We start from the raw sequence: 17999 nt of genomic DNA, 5'->3' as shown, positions 1-17999 counted from the left end.
CAATGCTCTAGGTCCCACATCTGCAGCCAATTTTAAAATCCGGTAACGGATAATCTCAGCTCATTCCAAGCTCTAAAACAGAGGTGAACCATGGGGTCGAAAATGATGCAGGTTAAAGAGCCGGGGTCAAAAACCTCCCCGGCTCGTGTTACATCAGCCCGCAATGCGGACTGAAAGAACCTTTTCATCGGGGTCGGATTGAGGGCATTAGGGTCGGAACCGGGGTTACACTTACACATAAATCCCATTTACCCGAAAAAGTTACGGGGTCATGAGCGACTCCTTTAAATCTATAACCAGTAAATTACGACAATAAGCATTTCGTGAATTCATTTGATCTATTTACCCAATTCAAAGCATCTATTTTTAGTAGTTTCTGGTATCGATTTTCTGACACTGTTTTGGTATCGTATGTTCTCAAAGGAGGGAAGCATTATGACCGAACGAGAATTACTAGATATGTTTATTCAGGAACGAATCAACATGCTAATTGATATATTCCACAAAAATCAGCCTAACAAATCTAAGAAGGAAGATGAGCAAATTCTACAGGCTGAGATTTTCATTGAAACTTTACCTGACAAAGAGAAGAAACTGCTTGAAAATTACATTGACTCACTTATAAGCCATCTTGCTTTAGAAGAAGCTTTTCTGTATCAGCATGGGTTTATGGATGGCATGAAACTGTTAAAATATATTGACAGATTATAATAATACATACAAGGACAGAACCTTAATAACCGTTCCGTCCTTGCATAACTATCAACTTGTCTAATATCATTTTTTTTGTTTTCCCAAAGCCTAAACCTCTCTCTTGTTGTGTTCTGGTAAAAGCTTCTATGGGAATATATTATTTGTGTAACATTACAATAGTCCTTTTATGTATTCAAAGCTAAAATATTCTTATTTCCTTATACTAATATTATTGTAGATACCTGAGGGCAATATCTCAATATTTTGGCAAATCTCCTTGATTATTTCATAGCAAGAATCATCAACACTCTCGATTATTTGTGGGACATAAACTTGATTATCGTATTCATAGGCTATTTTACATACATATGCAATAATATAAATATAACAATCCCATAGTTCTATGTCATAACCCTCACTCTCTTCCTGGATAACTGAAATATCTTCATCTCCTCCACTATCAATAAATTTGTATAGTTCATCCGGCGAAATTATTTTATCTTTTTCCCACTCTCGACAAGTTCTTGTGATATGTTTTGCCAACAATTTATATTCATCTTTACTAAAATATGGATATAACTTTTCTGCCAAACTTAATAATACTGTAATCTGCTCATCCTTATTACAATCTTTAAATTCAAGCATAAACTTCTCCTTTAATCTATAATTTTTCCATTTATTACTTTGAAATTTGTTAAGCCATTCGGGATTACTCCATCAACTGTTTCTGATGAGATTTCAAATATAACATTAGGATATTTCTCACTGATCTGCTTTATTATACCACTTTTATCGGTTCCTCCTTCAAGTAAGCCAGCTGTACACTTATTACATACCCCTTTAGGATTTGATTGGAGAATGGAAACTGTTCCTTCAACATTTTTAGGATCAAGCCCAAGTTTTTGAATTGAAGAATCAAATTGATTTATAACACCTTCTTCCGCATGATTAATAAATAGATTATTTTTATATGGTGCTCTTATCTTGCGATCCGGCATTTCAATATCTAGAGATGGCAAACCTGCCTCTTTTCTTACCTTCGGTGACCCTCCCTCAAATATAGCATCCTCAAATCCCTTAATATCGGTTTTTCCAATGGCAATCGTATCAGTCTCAGGAACGTTCCATTTGTTTCGCAAAGTTGCCAGGTCTTCAGTACTCGCCTGAACTAACTTACCCGACCCCTCATTAACCCCCTTAACAATCTTACCAGCCTCATCCCCTAAATTCTCACTTGCCACCCCAGATTTTATGTTGACGCCAGATCCGCCAGGTGGTTCAGCTTTTTTAAACATTGATTTCAGATTGGTATATCCATCTTGCAGCATTTTCCCAGTGCCTATAAAATCATCAGCCTGGCCAATTCCAGCGTAAGAGGGAACTAGGTCGTTCTTGTTTTTCAGCATAAATCGAAGATTATCAAGAAAGTCTCCGCTTTTTTGTGCAGTTTTAGTTAAGGTCGAATCAAGAACCTTCCCAAGGTTTTTAAACATAGGCGATTCCAGATATTTTCCTGCACTAAATACTTTTTCAGCTGTTGTGGTTGCTTTTACAGCCTTTATACCGGTTGACAATTCACTGCCTGTCTTGGCAATCGTCGTCCCGGCCTTCACTTGTCCGGTTCCTATAAAAAGTTGGGCAATTTCAAATACCACCTGTCCGGCAACTTCTGCCCGTTCATCACCACTGCCATTACAAACCTTATCAACAAAAAATTTTTTAACCTTATCACCAATCATAGGAATAGTAGTTTCGGGACTGAGAGCAATGGAGTTAAGCCCTTCCAATGCCTCATAGGGGTCGGCAGCAACATGAGCAAGTGCATCTAGGGTTCCAACCGCCCCTTTTATATAGAAGCCACGATTAATGGATCCAGCAACAGAAAAAACATTGCTTTTGGCATCAGGGTCTCTTTGTCCGGTAAAGGCACCCACAGAATCTGAAATTATTGGAATGTTTGCGTTATAGACGTTTGAACCAATAAAATCATTTGCCTTTTGGGCATGTTCTTCCAGAAAAGAAAGTCCTTGTTTAAGCTTTGTTTGCGGCCATTCTAAAAATGGATATTCTTTCAGAACGGCTTTTCGGCTCTGGAGTAAAAAATCCAAAGTAATAGAAGAGGATACAATGGGATAGAGAGTGGGACATGCTCCGACAGTAAGAACTCCCCTAATGGTCCGGGAGAAGGCAACATCCCCTTCTGCTTTTACTTTATCTAAAATCCGTTGATTCTTTTCATTGATCTCATTTAATTTTGTTTGGACGGCAGAATTGATCTGTACCCCCTTTTGGACCGCTTTGCTGACTATGGCTTTGTTTGTCTTTTTTATGGCATTCACTGCCTTTGGTACAGCTGCCGCAACTTTTTTGGTGATTGCCTGTGCCTTAGCTTTTGCGGTATTTATTTTGCTTGGAATAGAAGCGACTGCCTTTCCAACGGCACTGTTTTTAATTGCAGTTATTTTTTTTGATACGGTGCTGACTGCCTTTTTGGCAACGTTAGCGACTTTCGGTATCATTGCTTTTGCTTTATTAATAAGGCCTCCAATGGCAAACAAGGGAATCCTCCTTTTATTTTAAGGTATGATTTCTATTTGTTCAAGCTGTTGCGGACTAAAAAAGCATTGATTAAGCTGCTTTTTTTGAAAGCGGCTCCGGTTTAAAACCGCTTTATCAAATACCGCTCCGGTAAGATCCGCTCCTTCAAAGTCTCCTCCAAGGATGGTTGCACCGGTAAAGTTTGCTTGATTCAGACAACTGTTCTTAAAGCTGACTCCGGTAAAGCCAGTACTTTTCCATGCGTTTGCCTGATTTTTTCCGGTAAATGCGACACAGTACTGAAGATTTGCATCTGTTAAGTCTGCATGGTCAAACCGGGCATCATGGATCATGGAAACCATAAGGTTGGCATGTCTCATAAAACTGTTTTTAAATTTTGTTCCCATGAGAAGACTGTTGGTGAAGTTAATATCCTGTAAGTTGCAATTTCTGAAATCGGTATAGCGAAAGTCTTTTCCCTCAGAAGTGAGAGTTGCCAGATCCAGATTTCGATAATCCTGAAAACAGCAGGACTGATCATTGGTCTGGATGATTGTATTCAGAATTTCGTATCTGTTCTTTTCTATCTGCTCGATATGAATCAGATCACCGGGTTCAAAGTATTCTCCAGATTGAATTTCAAATCGGCTTTCCTTCTTAAGGGCCTCATATTCTTCCGTTTCCAGAGCTTCCAAAAGACTAAAGCGCATCAGTTCCACCACATATTCATGAAAGGGTTCAAACAGTTTCAGCATAATTGTTTCTATATCGGGTTCGCAAAATTGCTGTATGTATTTCCTTGATTCCCTTGTAAGCTGTTTCCAAAGGGATTCATAATGGTTGTAATAATAGGAAACATCCAGTTCACCGGTCATAATACCATTATTTAAATACCATTCTTTGTCATAGCTCATGGCCGGATAAGAATAATTATGATTAAGTATCCGGGTCCGGAGTACATGAAAGGAGAGGAAACCTGTCTTAGATGAAGATATGGTTCTTGACCTTTCAGCAGTAACACAGATTTTTCTAAAACAGTCGATAAATTCCTGTTTCATATCCTGTTTTGTTTTTTGAAAATCAGTTTCCAGATTTTCTAAGGCTTGAGCCAGGGCAGGCATTACATCCTGTTCATAGAACTTTTCCAAAACTTCTTGTCGCATATCATCACCCGATTTCCGGAACTTTCTTTACTGTCATGAGCATTTGGCGGATCAATGGTTTCCACTGCTTTTTCTGATAGATGCTGCAATTAAATGAACCCATAAGAAGCTGTTTTTTATGTTCCATGAAAAACATCAGGTTATAAAGGTTTCCGTCAATCAGCGGTATATCAAAGGAAAAGAAACTAATGTTTTTTCCTTCGGCATCTATCGTCTGACTGTCTTCGATCTTGGATGCAGGATAGAGACGTTTTATTTGCTTTGCCAAAAGGTTTTTGACTTCTTCCACCTCATTATTGTCAATTTCTCCGCTGTTGTCTAAGGAAAAGGTTAAGTTGACCGTAGTATCGTCATTGGTATAGATATAGTCAGGTCTGTCTTCATCCGGATACTTGACTTTTGCCAGGTTCTCGTCCATAATTTGAAATTCAGCAGGAAGCATCATGGAAAGGGAACCGTCAAGTATTTCTTTTTCTTCAATTTCAAGTTTTTTGTATTTAACAATAATAAAACCGTTATGAATGTCATTTTCTATGCCGTAAATGTTTGAGGTATCTGACTGGCTCGTTTCTTTGATTTTTTTAATGATGTCTTCCGCATAAGTTTTCTGGTTTTCCATACATTGATTCCTTTCCTGGTTCGTATGTATTTAACTCTTTATGTGCACAATATCATCTACTATGATAGAAGATGATGGGGTAGCAAGTATAATTTTATCCTGAGATTCCATTTCAAGGGTCTGGCAGCGGGAGAGAAGTCGTTTGGAAGCTTTTAAGTGAATGTTCTGATGGCTTTTTAAATCAATTCCATTTGTTTCGTTCATGGTTAAAAGCAGCTGGTTCTTTGCCGCTGTGAAGGAAATCTGATTGGGTGACAGTTTTATTTCTTTCCCATGGCTGGTGCCAAAGCGTTTGACAGACGGGGTATGAACCTTTTCGTTGTCCGAAGAATCCAGACGGTTTGTATACCAGACCACAGCATCCTTTTCTTTACAGGTCGGAAAATAGAGATTTACATTTTCTCCGGTCTCAGGCATGGTATAAAAGCCGGCAGTGCCTTCGGCTGCGTAAGGAGTACAAAATGGAAACCAGAATGCTTCTGATTTCATCTGCGAGTTGTCAATGGAAAGATGGACTTTTAATTGGTCTTTTTTTACGGCAATCACAGTTCCTGCTATAGAAACTCCTTGAAGCCTTTGATTGTTTTCTGGTTTTCTGCTTAAGCCTTTTTGATTTAGCCCCCGGTAGGAAACCGATAAAATTCCTTTTCTCAGACATATGACTTTTTCCGTAACTGATACGGAGAGAGAACCATTGGATATCGTATCTCCGATCTGGTATTCTTTGGTACTGTGAAAGTGGCAGTATAAAGAGTCCTCGGAGTTCTTTATTATTGATTCGTTAATTTTTGAATCAGAGTGCCTGTCTCCATTGGGCATTCCCAGATAGATTCTGGGCAGTGGGCAAGTGATATCAGGAAGAACAGGAGCACCGATCAGGGAGGAAGCTCTTTTTATAAATTCCCAATCGGTTTCTTCATACTGAATGAGAGGTTGTTTTTGAAGTCTTCCTTTTGAGAATGCATCAAATAAATCTCCATGGTAAGATTTAATTATAGTTTCCAGCAGCTTTTTATAAGTAGTATCTACATTTTGAAAACTTTTGTTCTTTTTCTGAAAATCCATGAGAACGGAACCGCTTTTCAACAAAAGATACCATTCGGTGACACCGCTGGTATGCTTAATTTTCATGGAGCAGGGAATGCCGCAGAAAAGAATGGATTCCTTGCCGCTGGAAGAAATTTTTTTAATGGTAACATTTTTTTTCCATGTTACTGTATCTATGGCTTCCTTAGCCTCTTCATTGGATAATCCGGAAATGAAAGCAATTCCGTGATTGTTAAGGCGCTGAATGATTTTAAGTTTTTTTATGTACGTAACGGAAAACGGTAGATCTGTGATTATTTTCATAATTGCACCTCTATTGCAGGGCTACCGGAAGAAATTTTATTCCGGTGGGACTTTTTCTTAATATGTTTTCTGCCAGTATCAGAGAGACGATAAGATATTCCTGTTTTTCAAAAGTAACCCGAAAAATATATTTATTCTTTAGTTTTTCAGATTTTAATACCAGATTGTCATAACGCATAAAAGGTTTGACTTCCAGGCAGTCAATGGATTCTACATGAATGATCCAGTATATTTTTTGCCCTTTTTGATTCCGGTCAGTTACAAAAAAGGGTACCGGGGACAAATGATCATCATAAATTTCCAGCAGCTCCTTGAAGGAATCCGAGACACAGAAAAGATGAGAGAACTGTTTTTTCAATGTCATAAAATCAACAAAGGCGGTATCTGGCTGAAAATCGGTATATGCGGCAAATGCCTCCGAAGTCTGAAAGTCAATGGAATCTGCATTGATTTTTAAAGGATTTTTGATTCGTTGGTCGGGCATCATTACAAAGTATTCCATCGATATGTTTTCCTTCTGTGATTAATTGATTTTTACATCTTCTCCACAAATATCAATTTTTTCATTAATTAAAATTTCACTGGTCTTGCATGTCAGGCGTATCTCTTTTGAAGCCAGTAATTGAATGGAGTCTTCCGCATCCAGCCGGATTCCCTTGTCTGATTTAAATTGAATCGGTTCCGAACTTACGATTTCAATTCCGGTATCCTGATGAAGCTTTATGTAAATATTTTGTTTTTTGCCTGTTATTTCATCAATGCCGCTTAAACAGGTAATGAGAATTTCTTCCGGGCTGAAGCGGATTTCTTTTCCATTTTTTGTCCTGAAAATTTTTATGTCAGGGTCATCAAAGTCATCGGAATCTTTATCTTTCACCCTTACAGAGTTCATACCATATGCATCTTCTTCCTTATGAGAAGGAAAATGAACCAGCACAGTATCGCCCCGTTCCGGCATACAGTACCATCCGCTATGTCCTTCCGCTGCATATGGAGTGGCATAAGGAAATTTCCAGGCTTTTTCTTTGTTTTGGGAATCATCAATTTCTAATTGGACTTTTAATTTGTCTTCCTTAATGTCCAGTACCTTGCCCTTTAGTGATATTCCGGCAATATTTTCATTATAAATATAATCTTCATAAAATCCTGCCTGGGAAGATAAGGCGTATTTGAATTTTAAGATACCACCGGACATGGAAGCTTCCTTGCTTTTTATGTACAGCGGTATGTTTTGAAAAGTAAGCTGATCTCCAATCGTATAATTTTTTTCTGTTTCCAAGAGATATTCCATGGAGTCTGCTTCATTTAACTGGCCGCCTCCGTTTTTTGAAGATTTCAAATGCTTATCCAGGTGCTTGACCATTTTGTAAGAACTGCAGTCCATGGAACCGGCACTGCTTCCTTTAGGAACTCCCATAATAATTTTAGGACCTTCATGTGTAACAGAAGGAAGAATTCCAACATGAAAGTGGGAGGCCAGTCGTTTTAAAAATTCCCAGTCTGTTTCTTCATATTGTACAATTAAGTGTTCCAAAGCCTTTCCTTTTGATGCAAGATCCAGAATATCACCACTGGGGTAATCGGATATTATATTTTTAATTAACTTTTCATAGGTCATTTTCTTATCCTGAAAGGATCGGGATACTTTCTTTAAGTCGGTCAAATATGAATTGGATATGGCTTTGATTTTTAAGTAATAGACGCCGCCAATTGCTTCTGTTTGTGCTTCCAGTATCATTCCCTGAAAAAGTGTCATCTGGGTATCCTCATTAGAAGAAAGGATGACTTGTTCTTTGCATAAATTTTTTTCTATAAAATCGTCCTTCTTCTCATTCGATAAAACTGCAGTCAAAAAAAGGCGGGCATGCTCATTCATACGTTGTATGATGCGGACCGTTTTGATCTGCCTGATGCAGTCAATGTTTGTTTTAAGCTGTATATAGGTAATTGCTGACATGGTAAGCCCCCTTTACTCATCCTGGCCGGAATGGATGATTTTAATGATTCCACCTTGCATACAGGATGCAATGCAGGTATTTAATAAAGCCATCTCTCCGCCAAGCTGATAATCTTTTTTTCCATTGATCCATTTTAGCGTAGTGGCCGGAACACAGGGAACCGGAGGATCTGTTTTCGTGCACATGCCAAATGTCATAATATTCACATTTCCGATGTGATCGGTTACTGTTGCCTGGTTTTTCCCCTGGATGGCCGTTCCATGGCTTTTTGGAACTTTCAGTTCACTTTCCCCTGAACCAAAGGAACAGGATAAAACGGCCCCTTCTCTGACATGATAAATCTGTGACATGCTGTACATCTCCTTTTGCTTATTCTTATTTAAATATAATAATACAAAAACCGACAGAATTCTGTTTGATGTAAAAAATAACCGTTTATATGTATTTTTTGGTATCAGTTTCAGCAGTAAAGTGGATGAGACTGGAAAAGATGCCGGCAGCTGATTTCCAGTTGAGAGAGAAATCGGCTTAAATACAAGCAAAATTACATTTTTCCCTTGACGAACCATACATTGTTCTATATAATTGAAACGATGTTTAACTAAAATAGTCTCAATATGTTTCATCATATTGCCTATGATAAGCTATTGTAACAAGAGGAGGTGTCCGTACATTATGAAGATGACGTTTCAGCCAAAGAAGAGACAGAGATCCAAAGTTCATGGTTTCAGAGCCAGAATGAGCACTCCAGGCGGAAGAAAAGTTATAGCAGCCAGAAGAGCAAAAGGAAGAGCAAAATTATCAGCTTAATGGACCAGGCCGCAAGTAATTGTGGCCTTTTCTTTTCTCAAATTCCAGATAAACGGAAAAGGAAAGATATTTATGAAACATTTTAATTCGATCAAAAAAAACCAGGATTTTCAGGCTGTTTACCAGAACGGAAAGTCACTGGCTAACAAATTTCTTGTGATGTATGTGAAAAAGACGGACAGGCCCGAAACAAGAATAGGAATTTCTGTCAGCAAGAAAGTAGGAAACAGCGTTGTGAGACATCACATAACCAGATTAATCAGAGAAAGCTTCAGGCTTCATGAAGACATGGTAGAGGCCGGGTTAGACATCGTGGTCGTTGTGAGAGCAGCGGCAAAAGAAGAAAATTACAAAACAATCGAAAGTGCATATCTGCACTTGTGCGGACTTCATAACATTGTAAAAAAAGAATCGAAGTGATCTTATGGTAAAAAAAATCATGATTTTATTGATCAGAGGATATCAGAGATTTCTGTCTCCGTTAAAAATAAGAACTCACTGCATATACACACCTACGTGTTCTCAATACGCCATTGAGGCACTGAATAAGTATGGGGTGTTTAAAGGTACGTTTTTGGCTTGCAAAAGAATACTTCGCTGTAATCCTTTTGCAAAAGGCGGTTATGATCCAGTTCCGTAACAGATGAGGAGGTAGTTCATTGGAATTCTTAGTACTGACTAAGGTAGGGGGCATTCTGGGCCCGTTCGCAACTGTTCTTGGTGTTATCATGGATTGGCTTTTTCAGCTGACCACTACATTCGGAATTCAGAATATCGGTTTATGTATTATCTTATTTACTCTCGTAACAAAGCTTCTTATGTTCCCTTTGACGCTGAAACAGCAGAAATCTTCAAAGCTGATGAGCGTTATGCAGCCGGAAATTTCAGCCATTCAGGCAAAGTATAAAGGAAAGACTGACCAGGAGTCCATGCGTAAGCAAAACGTGGAGATCCAGGCAGTTTATGAAAAATATGGAACTTCCATGACAGGCGGATGTTTACAGCTTGTCATTCAGATGCCTATCCTGTTTGCACTTTATCAGGTAATTTATCAGATTCCTGCTTACGTGCCGAGCGTTAAACGGGTGTTTGAAAATGTTGTGACAGCCATCAGTTCCTTGAATGTGGATCATGTTGCAACTTTGAAACAGTTTGCTGCAGACAACAAGATTAATATTACTAGAGTCCATGATATGTCCACAAGCAATGGTATGGTGGATTTTCTGTATCAGTTAAATCCTACTCAGTGGGGACAGCTTCAGGACTTATTTCCCAGTGTAAAAGATGTTATTGCCGCCAATGCAGAACAGATTTCCCATATGAATTCATTTTTGGGAATCAATCTTGCTTCCACCCCTTCCAGCGTTATTTTCCCAAGCGGAGGCGGATTTCAGTTCAGTTTAGCCATTTTGATTCCTGTTCTGGCAGGTGTCAGCCAGTGGTTCAGTGCCAGACTGATGACGGTAAACCAGAGCCAGGCCCAGAAAGCGGGAGATGAAAACAACACCATGGCTCAGTCCATGAAGATGATGAATACGGTCATGCCTCTGATGTCTGTCTTCTTCTGTTTTACGTTTGCTTCCGGTATCGGTATTTACTGGATCGCATCCAGTGTTTTTCAGATCATTCAGCAGTTAGCAGTAAACCGCTATTTAAACAGCATTGACATGGATGAAATGATTAAGAAAAACGTGGAAAAGGCCAACAAGAAGCGTGCTAAGAAGGGACTTCCCCCTCAGCGTGTTTCCCATAATGCAACGGCTAATTTAAAGAACCTTCAGGCATCTGTGGATAAAACAGAAGCGGATATGAATGTAAAGTTGGAAAAGACAAAGGAGCAGGTAAAGGCTTCCACTGATTATTATAAAAAAGATACTTCCAATCCAAACAGCATTTCGGCAAAGGCCAGAATGGTCCAAAAGTACAACGAAAAGCAAAAATAACAGGAGGGGTGACCTATGGATATGATTACAGTTTCAGCAAAGAACGTTGATGAAGCGATTACAAAGGCTTTAATCGAATTAGAGACAACCAGTGACAAACTGGAATATGAAATTGTTGATAAGGGCAGTAATGGTATTCTGGGATTTATCGGCCAAAAGCCAGCGGTTATCCGTGCAAAGAAGAAAGATACTTTGAAAGATAAAGCGTCTGATTTTCTTTCAGAGGTATTCGATGCCATGGATTTAAACGTTCACCTGGAAATCTCTTTTGATGAAAGAGACAGGGAACTTTCCATTGTTATGTCAGGCGATGATATGGGCATTCTGATTGGAAAGAGAGGACAGACTCTGGATTCTCTTCAGTATCTGGTGAGCCTTGTTGTTAATAAAGAAAGCGAAGATTATATCCGGGTGAAGCTGGATACGGAAAATTACAGGGAGCGTAGAAAAGAGACTCTGGAAACACTGTCTAAGAACATTGCTTACAAGGTAAAACGTACCAAACGTTCCGTATCTCTGGAACCTATGAATCCTTATGAGAGAAGGATCATACACTCTGCACTTCAAAACGATAAATTTGTTATTACCAGAAGTGAAGGAGACGAGCCGTTCAGACATGTTGTGATTTCTCTAAAACGGGAATATCCAAAAAAAGACCGGAATCAGGAAAAAGATAAATAGTCAATCAACAATGAGGGGTTGGGGCTGTCGGAAGGCACCTCACCCCTTTTCCGTATAAACAGGTGAGTGAATATGAAGTTGAATACAATAGCGGCTATTGCTACAGCGATGTCAGGTTCCGGTATCGGAATTGTGAGAATCAGCGGCGAGGAGTCATTTCAAATTATAGACAGGATATTTAAAGGGAAAGGAAAAAAGGATAAAAAGCTTTCCGGGGAGCGGTCCCATACCATCCATTACGGCTATATCTGTGATGGGGATGAAGTGGTGGATGAGGTTCTGGTACTGATTATGAGGGGGCCCAGAAGCTATACGGCGGAAGATACGGTTGAGATCGATTGTCATGGGGGAGTTCTGGTAACGAAAAGGATTCTGGAGACAGTCTTAAAGTATGGAGCGCGGCCGGCTGAGCCAGGCGAATTTACCAAAAGAGCCTTTTTAAATGGAAGAATGGATTTATCTCAGGCAGAAGCTGTCATGGATTTGATCAATGCTAAAAATGAATATGCACGAAAGTCTTCGGTCAGCCAGTTGGAAGGATCGGTTTCCAAACGGATCAGGGATATGAGAGAGAAGATTATTTATCATATTGCGTTTATTGAATCGGCTCTTGATGATCCGGAACACATTTCTCTGGATGGATACGAGGATACTCTTATGGGAACTCTTGTCCCTTTGAAAAAGGAAATGGAAGAACTTATCCGGTCTGCAGATAATGGAAGAGTCCTTTCCGAAGGAATCGAAACCGTAATATTAGGAAAGCCGAATGCAGGGAAATCTTCTCTTTTGAATGTCCTGGTGGGAGAGGAGCGTGCCATTGTCACCGATATAGCAGGCACCACCAGAGATACCTTAAGAGAACAGATCCGTCTGGAGGAGCTGAGTCTTAACATCATCGATACGGCAGGAATCCGTGATACGGAAGACGTGGTGGAAAAAATCGGAGTGGAAAAGGCCAGAACTGCGGCAGAACGGGCGGATTTAATCATCTATGTGGTGGATGGTTCCTGCCCTCTTGATGAAAATGATGAGGAGATTTTCCGGTTTATTAAAGATAGAAAAGCAATTATTCTTTTAAATAAAATGGACCTGGATTCCGTGGTGACGGAATCCCATATTAAGGAATGGACCGGCCATCCGGTGATCTCTGTTTCCGCAAAGGAAAGAACCGGGATCAAGGATTTGGAGCAGGAAATTAAATCCATGTTTTATGAAGGAAAGCTGGATTTTAATGATGAGGTTTACATCACCAATGTAAGGCATAAGAATGCACTTTTAAAGGCCTGTGAAAGTCTTTTTATGGTAGAGCAGAGTATTAAAAACGGCATGCCGGAGGATTTTTATTCCATTGATTTAATGGATGCCTATGAGCAGCTGGGAACCATCCTGGGGGAATCGGTGGAGGATGATCTGGTCAATGAGATATTCAGTAAATTTTGTATGGGCAAATAATGAGTTATGATAAAAATGTGCCCGGAGGCACACCTTTATGCCTGAGTCAACAGGCACGAAAGAAGAAGGGAGAATAAAATGCAGTATTTAGAGGAGTCTTATGATGTGGTGGTTGTAGGCGCCGGTCATGCGGGCTGCGAAGCAGCTTTGGCCTGTGCGAGGCTGGGACTTGAGACCATTGTATTTACCGTAAGTGTAGACAGCATTGCGCTGATGCCCTGTAATCCCAATATAGGCGGAAGCTCCAAGGGGCATCTGGTCCGGGAGCTTGATGCTCTTGGCGGTGAAATGGGAAAAAATATTGATAAAACCTTTATTCAGTCTAAGATGTTAAACCAGTCCAAGGGGCCTGCCGTTCATTCTCTGCGTGCTCAGGCGGATAAGCAGGAATATTCAAGAACCATGAGAAAAACTCTTGAGAATACGCAGCATCTGACCATAAGGCAGGCAGAGGTCACGGAAATCATCACTGAGGATGGAGCGATTACAGGGGTAAAGACTCTTTCCGGGGCAGTCTATCACTGTAAGGCTGCAGTACTGGCGACAGGGACCTATTTAAAAGCAAGGTGCATCTACGGCGACGTGAGTGAATATACAGGCCCTAACGGCTTGAAGGCAGCCAATTACTTAACAGAGTCTTTAAAAGCCCATGGAATCGAAATGCGGCGATTTAAGACAGGCACTCCTGCCAGAATCGATAAGAGAAGTGTGGATTTCACAAAAATGGAAGAGCAGTTTGGCGATGCGCGGGTCGTTCCGTTTTCCTTTTCTACGGATCCGGAGACCGTGCAAAAGGAGCAGATTTCCTGCTGGCTTACGTATACCAATGAAGAGACTCACCGGATCATTCGGAGCAATTTAGACCGCTCCCCCCTATATTCCGGAGCCATTGAGGGAACCGGGCCAAGATACTGTCCATCCATTGAGGATAAGGTGGTAAAATTCCCGGATAAGGACCGTCATCAGGTATTTGTGGAACCGGAGGGCCTTTATACCAATGAGATGTATTTGGGAGGCATGTCAAGTTCCCTGCCGGAGGATGTCCAGCATGCCATGTACCGGACGGTTCCCGGTCTTGAGAATGTAAAAATTGTCCGGAATGCGTATGCCATTGAATATGACTGCATCAATTCCCGCCAGTTGAAGGCCACACTGGAATTTAAGGCAGTGAGCGGCTTGTTCAGCGGAGGCCAGTTTAACGGAAGCTCCGGTTATGAAGAGGCTGCGGTTCAGGGATTTATGGCAGGAGTAAATGCAGCCATGAAGGTTCTTGGAAGAGAACCCAAGGTATTGGACCGCTCCCAGGCCTATATCGGAGTGCTGATCGATGATCTTGTTACCAAGGAAAGTCATGAGCCATACCGTATGATGACGTCGAGAGCGGAATACAGGCTTTTGCTCCGTCAGGACAATGCAGACTTGCGTCTTATGGAGATTGGACATGATATCGGACTCATTTCCGAGGAACAGTATCAGAAGCTTTTGATAAAAGAGCAGTCCATTGAAAAGGAAATCAAACGTCTGGAAACAACCAATATCGGTGCGTCAAAGGAAGTTCAGGAGTTTTTGGAGCGGAATGGAAGTACGCCTTTAAAGACAGGAACCACCTTGGCAGAGCTTGTGAGAAGGCCGGAGCTTGATTATTTTATGTTGACTGAAATAGATAAAAACAGACCGTTGCTCTCCTGGGATGCGGCCCAGCAGGTGGATATCAATATTAAATATGATGGATATATCCGCAGGCAGAAACAGCAGGTATCCCAGTATAAAAAACTTGAGAATAAAAAATTGGATGTGGACTTTGATTATGAGGAGGTAAAAAATCTGAGGCGTGAGGCTGTTCAAAAGCTGAATCTATATAAACCAATGTCTATCGGGCAGGCATCCAGAATCTCCGGTGTATCTCCGGCTGATATTTCTGTTTTACTGGTGTATTTGGAGCAGCATAGGCATTCGCGGAGCCTGGATAAGAAAGAAGAGGAAACAGAATCATGACGGATGCATTTAGAGAGCGGTTTATGAGTGAATTGAATTTATTGTCTTTAAAGTTGGAAGAAAATCAATTAAATCAATTTTATAAATATTTTGAATTATTAACAGAATGGAATAAATTCATGAATCTGACAGCTATTATTGAAATGGATGAAGTTATCACAAAGCATTTTGTTGATAGTTTGTCTTTGGTGAAAACGGTAAAGGATTTGGGAGATAAAGATTATAAAATTATTGATGTGGGTACAGGTGCCGGATTTCCTGGAATTCCTTTAAAGATTGCATTTTCAGGATTGAAGATTACCTTAATGGATTCTCTGAATAAACGGGTGAAGTTTTTAAATGAGGTTATTGATCAACTGGAATTAACAGATATTCAGGCGAATCATGGAAGAGCAGAAGATATGGGGCGTGATCCCCTGTATCGGGAAACGTTTGATTTCTGTGTTTCCAGAGCTGTAGCCAATTTAAGTACTTTATCAGAATACTGTATGCCTTTTGTAAAGGTAGGCGGAGCATTTATTCCGTATAAGTCAGGGAAGATAGAAGAAGAATTAAATGCAGCAAAGCATGCAGTGTTTTTATTGGGTGGTAAGACAGAATCCGTAGAAACATTTTTACTTCCCGGTACAGATGCAGAACGGTCATTGGTAACGATTCGTAAAAATACGGAAACTTCTAAAAGATATCCCAGAAAAGCTGGGATGCCAACAAAAGAACCATTGAAGTAAAAATTGTTTCACGTGAAACATCCAGGAGCAGATACTCCGTTTTGATTAGAGGATGTTTCACGTGAAACTTTTTTGTTTTGCAGTTAAATGTGCTTGAAAATGTAAGTTGAGGTATTATATGGATTGATAGTAGTATTTAAGAATAAATACATTTATTATTATAAATATTATAAATCTGAAATTATATGTACAATAACAGAGTAGAAGAAAAAAACGAATGATTATATACAATATCTTTTTAAATAAAAAAAGATGCAATTTAGAATTTAATGTTTTACATATATTTACGTATAAAAATACCGGGCTGTTTCATTCGATTCCAATAAATTGGTATATACATTATTACACATAAATGAAGAAAGCATTTTAGTATAAGGCCAAAATTATATAGTAACAGAATAGGTGTAAGACATAGATGACAGTTATAGATTAGTAAACAAATAGAGGTACATATAGTTTAGAGAACTATATAAGAGTAAGTGGATCACAGCAGCAAATTAAAGTGGCAAGTTTATTTAAGACGTTTATATAGTAAGCAGTCGTGGTAAGTGAGCATGATTGTTATAAGGCGTTTTTGGGGGATATCTTGATATATGAAGTGTTATTATTATATCAAAAAAAATTCCATAAAAGCTTAGTGATTGTCTTCTCAACAGAACTATAAAAACGATTAAAGGCACTATGCAATAAGTCTTTAGATCAATCTATTTATCTATTATAATCAATAAACCCAATAAGAGGATTTTATAAAGGAAATAATCACATAGTTTATAAAAAACTAGATAGAACATAAAATGAAAGAAGAGAAGATCAAACGTTTCTATAAATTATATATAAGTTTTAATCAAAAAAATTTATGAGCATTCCCATAAGAGAATCTGCTCATAAACTTATTGAGAAATATTAAATTAATTATTGCATAACCTGCATCCAAATTCAACCATACGAGCCAACTATAAATTGGAATGGTCTGATCGGTTTAAACAAAGAACATTTGAATGGTATGCAATAACTCGGAAGGATTTTCCAATTGAGGAAGATGCTTGGAATGGGAGAGATAAGAACTCTCAATTGCTGGATTGTATCTCTGATATTCAAGAATCATATCTTCAATATTTTCAATATCACGGCCCCCTACAATATAGATGCTATTGTTAATCTTTTTTAGAGCATTTGCAATATTACACTTTGTATAATTACATTTTACACTGGCATAAAGAGATTTTGGAGAATCTCCCAGGTGGGCGGATTCATAATAGGCATCAATAAGTGATGCTTTTACAGAATAAGGATTGGAGAAATAGTCTTTGGTAAATTCTTCTCTAATTGCCTTTTTACTGGTAGCTATATGATACAGCAAAGTGCCAATAACCGGCAAGTCTAAAATAAACTTATAGAATTTTCCATGTTTATTAGGAATCTGACTGCATGTAAGAAGACTGTCCGGGTTGATAAGCATGAGTTGGTCAAACAGTTCTGGGGCATTGTTGCATGCCATAACAGCCAGAGCAGATGATGCTCCAGAAGCAATGACATTGGTCCGATGGCCAATTTCGGACTTAATAAAATCTGAAATCATCTGAACGTATAGATAGTTGGTATAAGTGAGATCAGGCTTTTCGGAGCGGCCGCATCCCAAAAGGTCGATGGCATAGACTGTGTAATGATCTTTTAATAAGTTTATCATCTGATTCCATTCGTATCCGCTGGCATGTGCAGCTAAATCATGAATCAGTAAAAGTGGCTTTCCGGTTCCGGTTTTTGTATAATGAATATTGCCAAAGCGCCATTTGTAACATTGAGCTTTCGTGTCGGCTAGTAAGTTCTTGGAGGTTGCTGATAGCTTAATGCATTTATTAAGGACAGCAGTAGCAGCAGCTGCGCTGGCGGACAGAATGAGAAGAGTCAGTAATTTGTTCTTTGTTTTCATTATTTCCCTCCTAAAGTAGATTGATCTTTTCCTATTATAATATAATCAATATGGACTTACAACGGAAAACATATTAATTTATTCTTAAAGTTGGAAAAATGTTTCACGTGAAACATTTTTTATAATTTATGTATTTTTT

18 protein-coding genes are annotated in these 17999 nt (G+C 39.2%); 9 read left to right on the top strand and 9 right to left on the bottom strand.

Annotated elements, in window-relative coordinates; translation table 11 throughout:
- Positions 1 to 435 precede the first annotated feature (435 nt).
- Positions 436 to 711 carry a hypothetical protein gene (locus ACLTWA_RS16850; protein WP_412329051.1) on the top strand — a complete coding sequence of 92 codons (276 nt, stop codon included), beginning with the start codon at positions 436 to 438 and terminating at the stop codon, positions 709 to 711.
- Positions 712 to 903: 192 nt separating this feature from the next.
- On the opposite strand, the gene ACLTWA_RS16845 is transcribed toward ACLTWA_RS16850, so the two are convergent.
- Genes ACLTWA_RS16845 through ACLTWA_RS16810 form a run of 8 tightly spaced genes read right to left on the bottom strand, consistent with a single transcriptional unit; the run spans position 904 to position 8671 of the window.
- Positions 904 to 1338, bottom strand: a complete 435-nt coding sequence (locus ACLTWA_RS16845) for an Imm6 family immunity protein (protein WP_412329050.1) — start codon at positions 1336 to 1338, stop codon at positions 904 to 906.
- 11 nt (positions 1339 to 1349) lie between these two features.
- Positions 1350 to 3251: a hypothetical protein gene (locus ACLTWA_RS16840; protein ID WP_412329049.1), complete on the bottom strand. Its 1902-nt coding sequence runs from the start codon at positions 3249 to 3251 to the stop codon at positions 1350 to 1352.
- 18 nt (positions 3252 to 3269) lie between these two features.
- Complete coding sequence (locus tag ACLTWA_RS16835) at positions 3270 to 4394, bottom strand: pentapeptide repeat-containing protein (RefSeq protein ID WP_412329048.1); 1125 nt, start codon at positions 4392 to 4394, stop codon at positions 3270 to 3272.
- Between the two features lie 4 nt (positions 4395 to 4398).
- A complete protein-coding gene (locus ACLTWA_RS16830) occupies positions 4399 to 5013 on the bottom strand; it encodes a hypothetical protein (RefSeq protein ID WP_412329047.1) in 615 nt (204 codons plus the stop codon).
- A gap of 30 nt (positions 5014 to 5043) precedes the next feature.
- Complete coding sequence (locus ACLTWA_RS16825; protein WP_412329046.1) at positions 5044 to 6363, bottom strand: phage baseplate assembly protein V; 1320 nt, start codon at positions 6361 to 6363, stop codon at positions 5044 to 5046.
- Between the two features lie 10 nt (positions 6364 to 6373).
- The gene (locus ACLTWA_RS16820) at positions 6374 to 6865 is read right to left on the bottom strand and encodes an imm11 family protein (protein ID WP_412329045.1); all 492 of its coding nucleotides are present in this window, start codon (positions 6863 to 6865) and stop codon (positions 6374 to 6376) included.
- Between the two features lie 21 nt (positions 6866 to 6886).
- Positions 6887 to 8320: a contractile injection system protein, VgrG/Pvc8 family gene (locus ACLTWA_RS16815; protein ID WP_412329044.1), complete on the bottom strand. Its 1434-nt coding sequence runs from the start codon at positions 8318 to 8320 to the stop codon at positions 6887 to 6889.
- Positions 8321 to 8332: 12 nt separating this feature from the next.
- On the bottom strand, positions 8333 to 8671 hold the full coding sequence (locus ACLTWA_RS16810) for a DUF4280 domain-containing protein (protein WP_412329043.1): 339 nt from the start codon (positions 8669 to 8671) through the stop codon (positions 8333 to 8335).
- Between the two features lie 325 nt (positions 8672 to 8996).
- Here ACLTWA_RS16810 and rpmH point away from each other — a divergent pair, with 325 nt between their 5' ends.
- The 8 genes from rpmH (at position 8997) to rsmG (ending at position 15930) form a co-directional block, all read left to right on the top strand.
- Positions 8997 to 9131: a 50S ribosomal protein L34 gene (gene rpmH, locus ACLTWA_RS16805; protein WP_394524072.1), complete on the top strand. Its 135-nt coding sequence runs from the start codon at positions 8997 to 8999 to the stop codon at positions 9129 to 9131.
- Between the two features lie 72 nt (positions 9132 to 9203).
- Complete coding sequence (rnpA, locus tag ACLTWA_RS16800) at positions 9204 to 9551, top strand: ribonuclease P protein component (protein WP_412329042.1); 348 nt, start codon at positions 9204 to 9206, stop codon at positions 9549 to 9551.
- A 4-nt stretch (positions 9552 to 9555) separates the two neighbouring features.
- Positions 9556 to 9771, top strand: coding sequence for a membrane protein insertion efficiency factor YidD (yidD, locus tag ACLTWA_RS16795; protein ID WP_412329041.1), 216 nt, complete (start codon positions 9556 to 9558; stop codon positions 9769 to 9771).
- Positions 9772 to 9790: 19 nt separating this feature from the next.
- Positions 9791 to 11074 carry a YidC/Oxa1 family membrane protein insertase gene (locus tag ACLTWA_RS16790; protein WP_412329040.1) on the top strand — a complete coding sequence of 428 codons (1284 nt, stop codon included), beginning with the start codon at positions 9791 to 9793 and terminating at the stop codon, positions 11072 to 11074.
- Between the two features lie 15 nt (positions 11075 to 11089).
- Positions 11090 to 11755: an RNA-binding cell elongation regulator Jag/EloR gene (gene jag, locus ACLTWA_RS16785; RefSeq protein WP_412329039.1), complete on the top strand. Its 666-nt coding sequence runs from the start codon at positions 11090 to 11092 to the stop codon at positions 11753 to 11755.
- A 72-nt stretch (positions 11756 to 11827) separates the two neighbouring features.
- Positions 11828 to 13207, top strand: coding sequence for a tRNA uridine-5-carboxymethylaminomethyl(34) synthesis GTPase MnmE (gene mnmE, locus ACLTWA_RS16780; protein ID WP_412329038.1), 1380 nt, complete (start codon positions 11828 to 11830; stop codon positions 13205 to 13207).
- A gap of 78 nt (positions 13208 to 13285) precedes the next feature.
- Complete coding sequence (gene mnmG / locus ACLTWA_RS16775) at positions 13286 to 15202, top strand: tRNA uridine-5-carboxymethylaminomethyl(34) synthesis enzyme MnmG (RefSeq protein ID WP_412329037.1); 1917 nt, start codon at positions 13286 to 13288, stop codon at positions 15200 to 15202.
- Positions 15199 to 15930, top strand: a complete 732-nt coding sequence (gene rsmG, locus ACLTWA_RS16770; protein WP_412329036.1) for a 16S rRNA (guanine(527)-N(7))-methyltransferase RsmG — start codon at positions 15199 to 15201, stop codon at positions 15928 to 15930. Before mnmG ends, rsmG begins: the two co-directional genes overlap by 4 nt.
- 979 nt (positions 15931 to 16909) lie before the next feature.
- Here the strand turns inward: rsmG and ACLTWA_RS16765 are convergent.
- Positions 16910 to 17860, bottom strand: coding sequence for an alpha/beta fold hydrolase (locus tag ACLTWA_RS16765; protein WP_412329035.1), 951 nt, complete (start codon positions 17858 to 17860; stop codon positions 16910 to 16912).
- Between the last annotated feature and the right edge of the window lie 139 nt (positions 17861 to 17999).

Origin of the sequence: Lacrimispora sp., from assembly GCF_046972725.1 — a bacterium.
Classification (GTDB): domain Bacteria; phylum Bacillota; class Clostridia; order Lachnospirales; family Lachnospiraceae; genus Lacrimispora.
Note: the sequence above shows the minus strand (reverse complement) of the source record. Positions and strands in the feature narration are given on the sequence as shown.

Coding starts and splice junctions, on each gene's coding strand:
- rsmG (WP_412329036.1), top strand. CDS start 15,199: ATGACGGATGCATTTAGAGAGCGGTTTATGAGTGAATTGAATTTATTG.
- mnmE (WP_412329038.1), top strand. CDS start 11,828: ATGAAGTTGAATACAATAGCGGCTATTGCTACAGCGATGTCAGGTTCC.
- ACLTWA_RS16815 (WP_412329044.1), bottom strand. CDS start 8,320: ATGTCAGCAATTACCTATATACAGCTTAAAACAAACATTGACTGCATC.
- rpmH (WP_394524072.1), top strand. CDS start 8,997: ATGAAGATGACGTTTCAGCCAAAGAAGAGACAGAGATCCAAAGTTCAT.
- ACLTWA_RS16825 (WP_412329046.1), bottom strand. CDS start 6,363: ATGAAAATAATCACAGATCTACCGTTTTCCGTTACGTACATAAAAAAA.
- ACLTWA_RS16830 (WP_412329047.1), bottom strand. CDS start 5,013: ATGGAAAACCAGAAAACTTATGCGGAAGACATCATTAAAAAAATCAAA.
- yidD (WP_412329041.1), top strand. CDS start 9,556: ATGGTAAAAAAAATCATGATTTTATTGATCAGAGGATATCAGAGATTT.
- ACLTWA_RS16835 (WP_412329048.1), bottom strand. CDS start 4,394: ATGCGACAAGAAGTTTTGGAAAAGTTCTATGAACAGGATGTAATGCCT.
- mnmG (WP_412329037.1), top strand. CDS start 13,286: ATGCAGTATTTAGAGGAGTCTTATGATGTGGTGGTTGTAGGCGCCGGT.
- ACLTWA_RS16845 (WP_412329050.1), bottom strand. CDS start 1,338: ATGCTTGAATTTAAAGATTGTAATAAGGATGAGCAGATTACAGTATTA.
- ACLTWA_RS16850 (WP_412329051.1), top strand. CDS start 436: ATGACCGAACGAGAATTACTAGATATGTTTATTCAGGAACGAATCAAC.
- ACLTWA_RS16765 (WP_412329035.1), bottom strand. CDS start 17,860: ATGAAAACAAAGAACAAATTACTGACTCTTCTCATTCTGTCCGCCAGC.
- jag (WP_412329039.1), top strand. CDS start 11,090: ATGGATATGATTACAGTTTCAGCAAAGAACGTTGATGAAGCGATTACA.
- ACLTWA_RS16810 (WP_412329043.1), bottom strand. CDS start 8,671: ATGTCACAGATTTATCATGTCAGAGAAGGGGCCGTTTTATCCTGTTCC.
- rnpA (WP_412329042.1), top strand. CDS start 9,204: ATGAAACATTTTAATTCGATCAAAAAAAACCAGGATTTTCAGGCTGTT.
- ACLTWA_RS16820 (WP_412329045.1), bottom strand. CDS start 6,865: ATGGAATACTTTGTAATGATGCCCGACCAACGAATCAAAAATCCTTTA.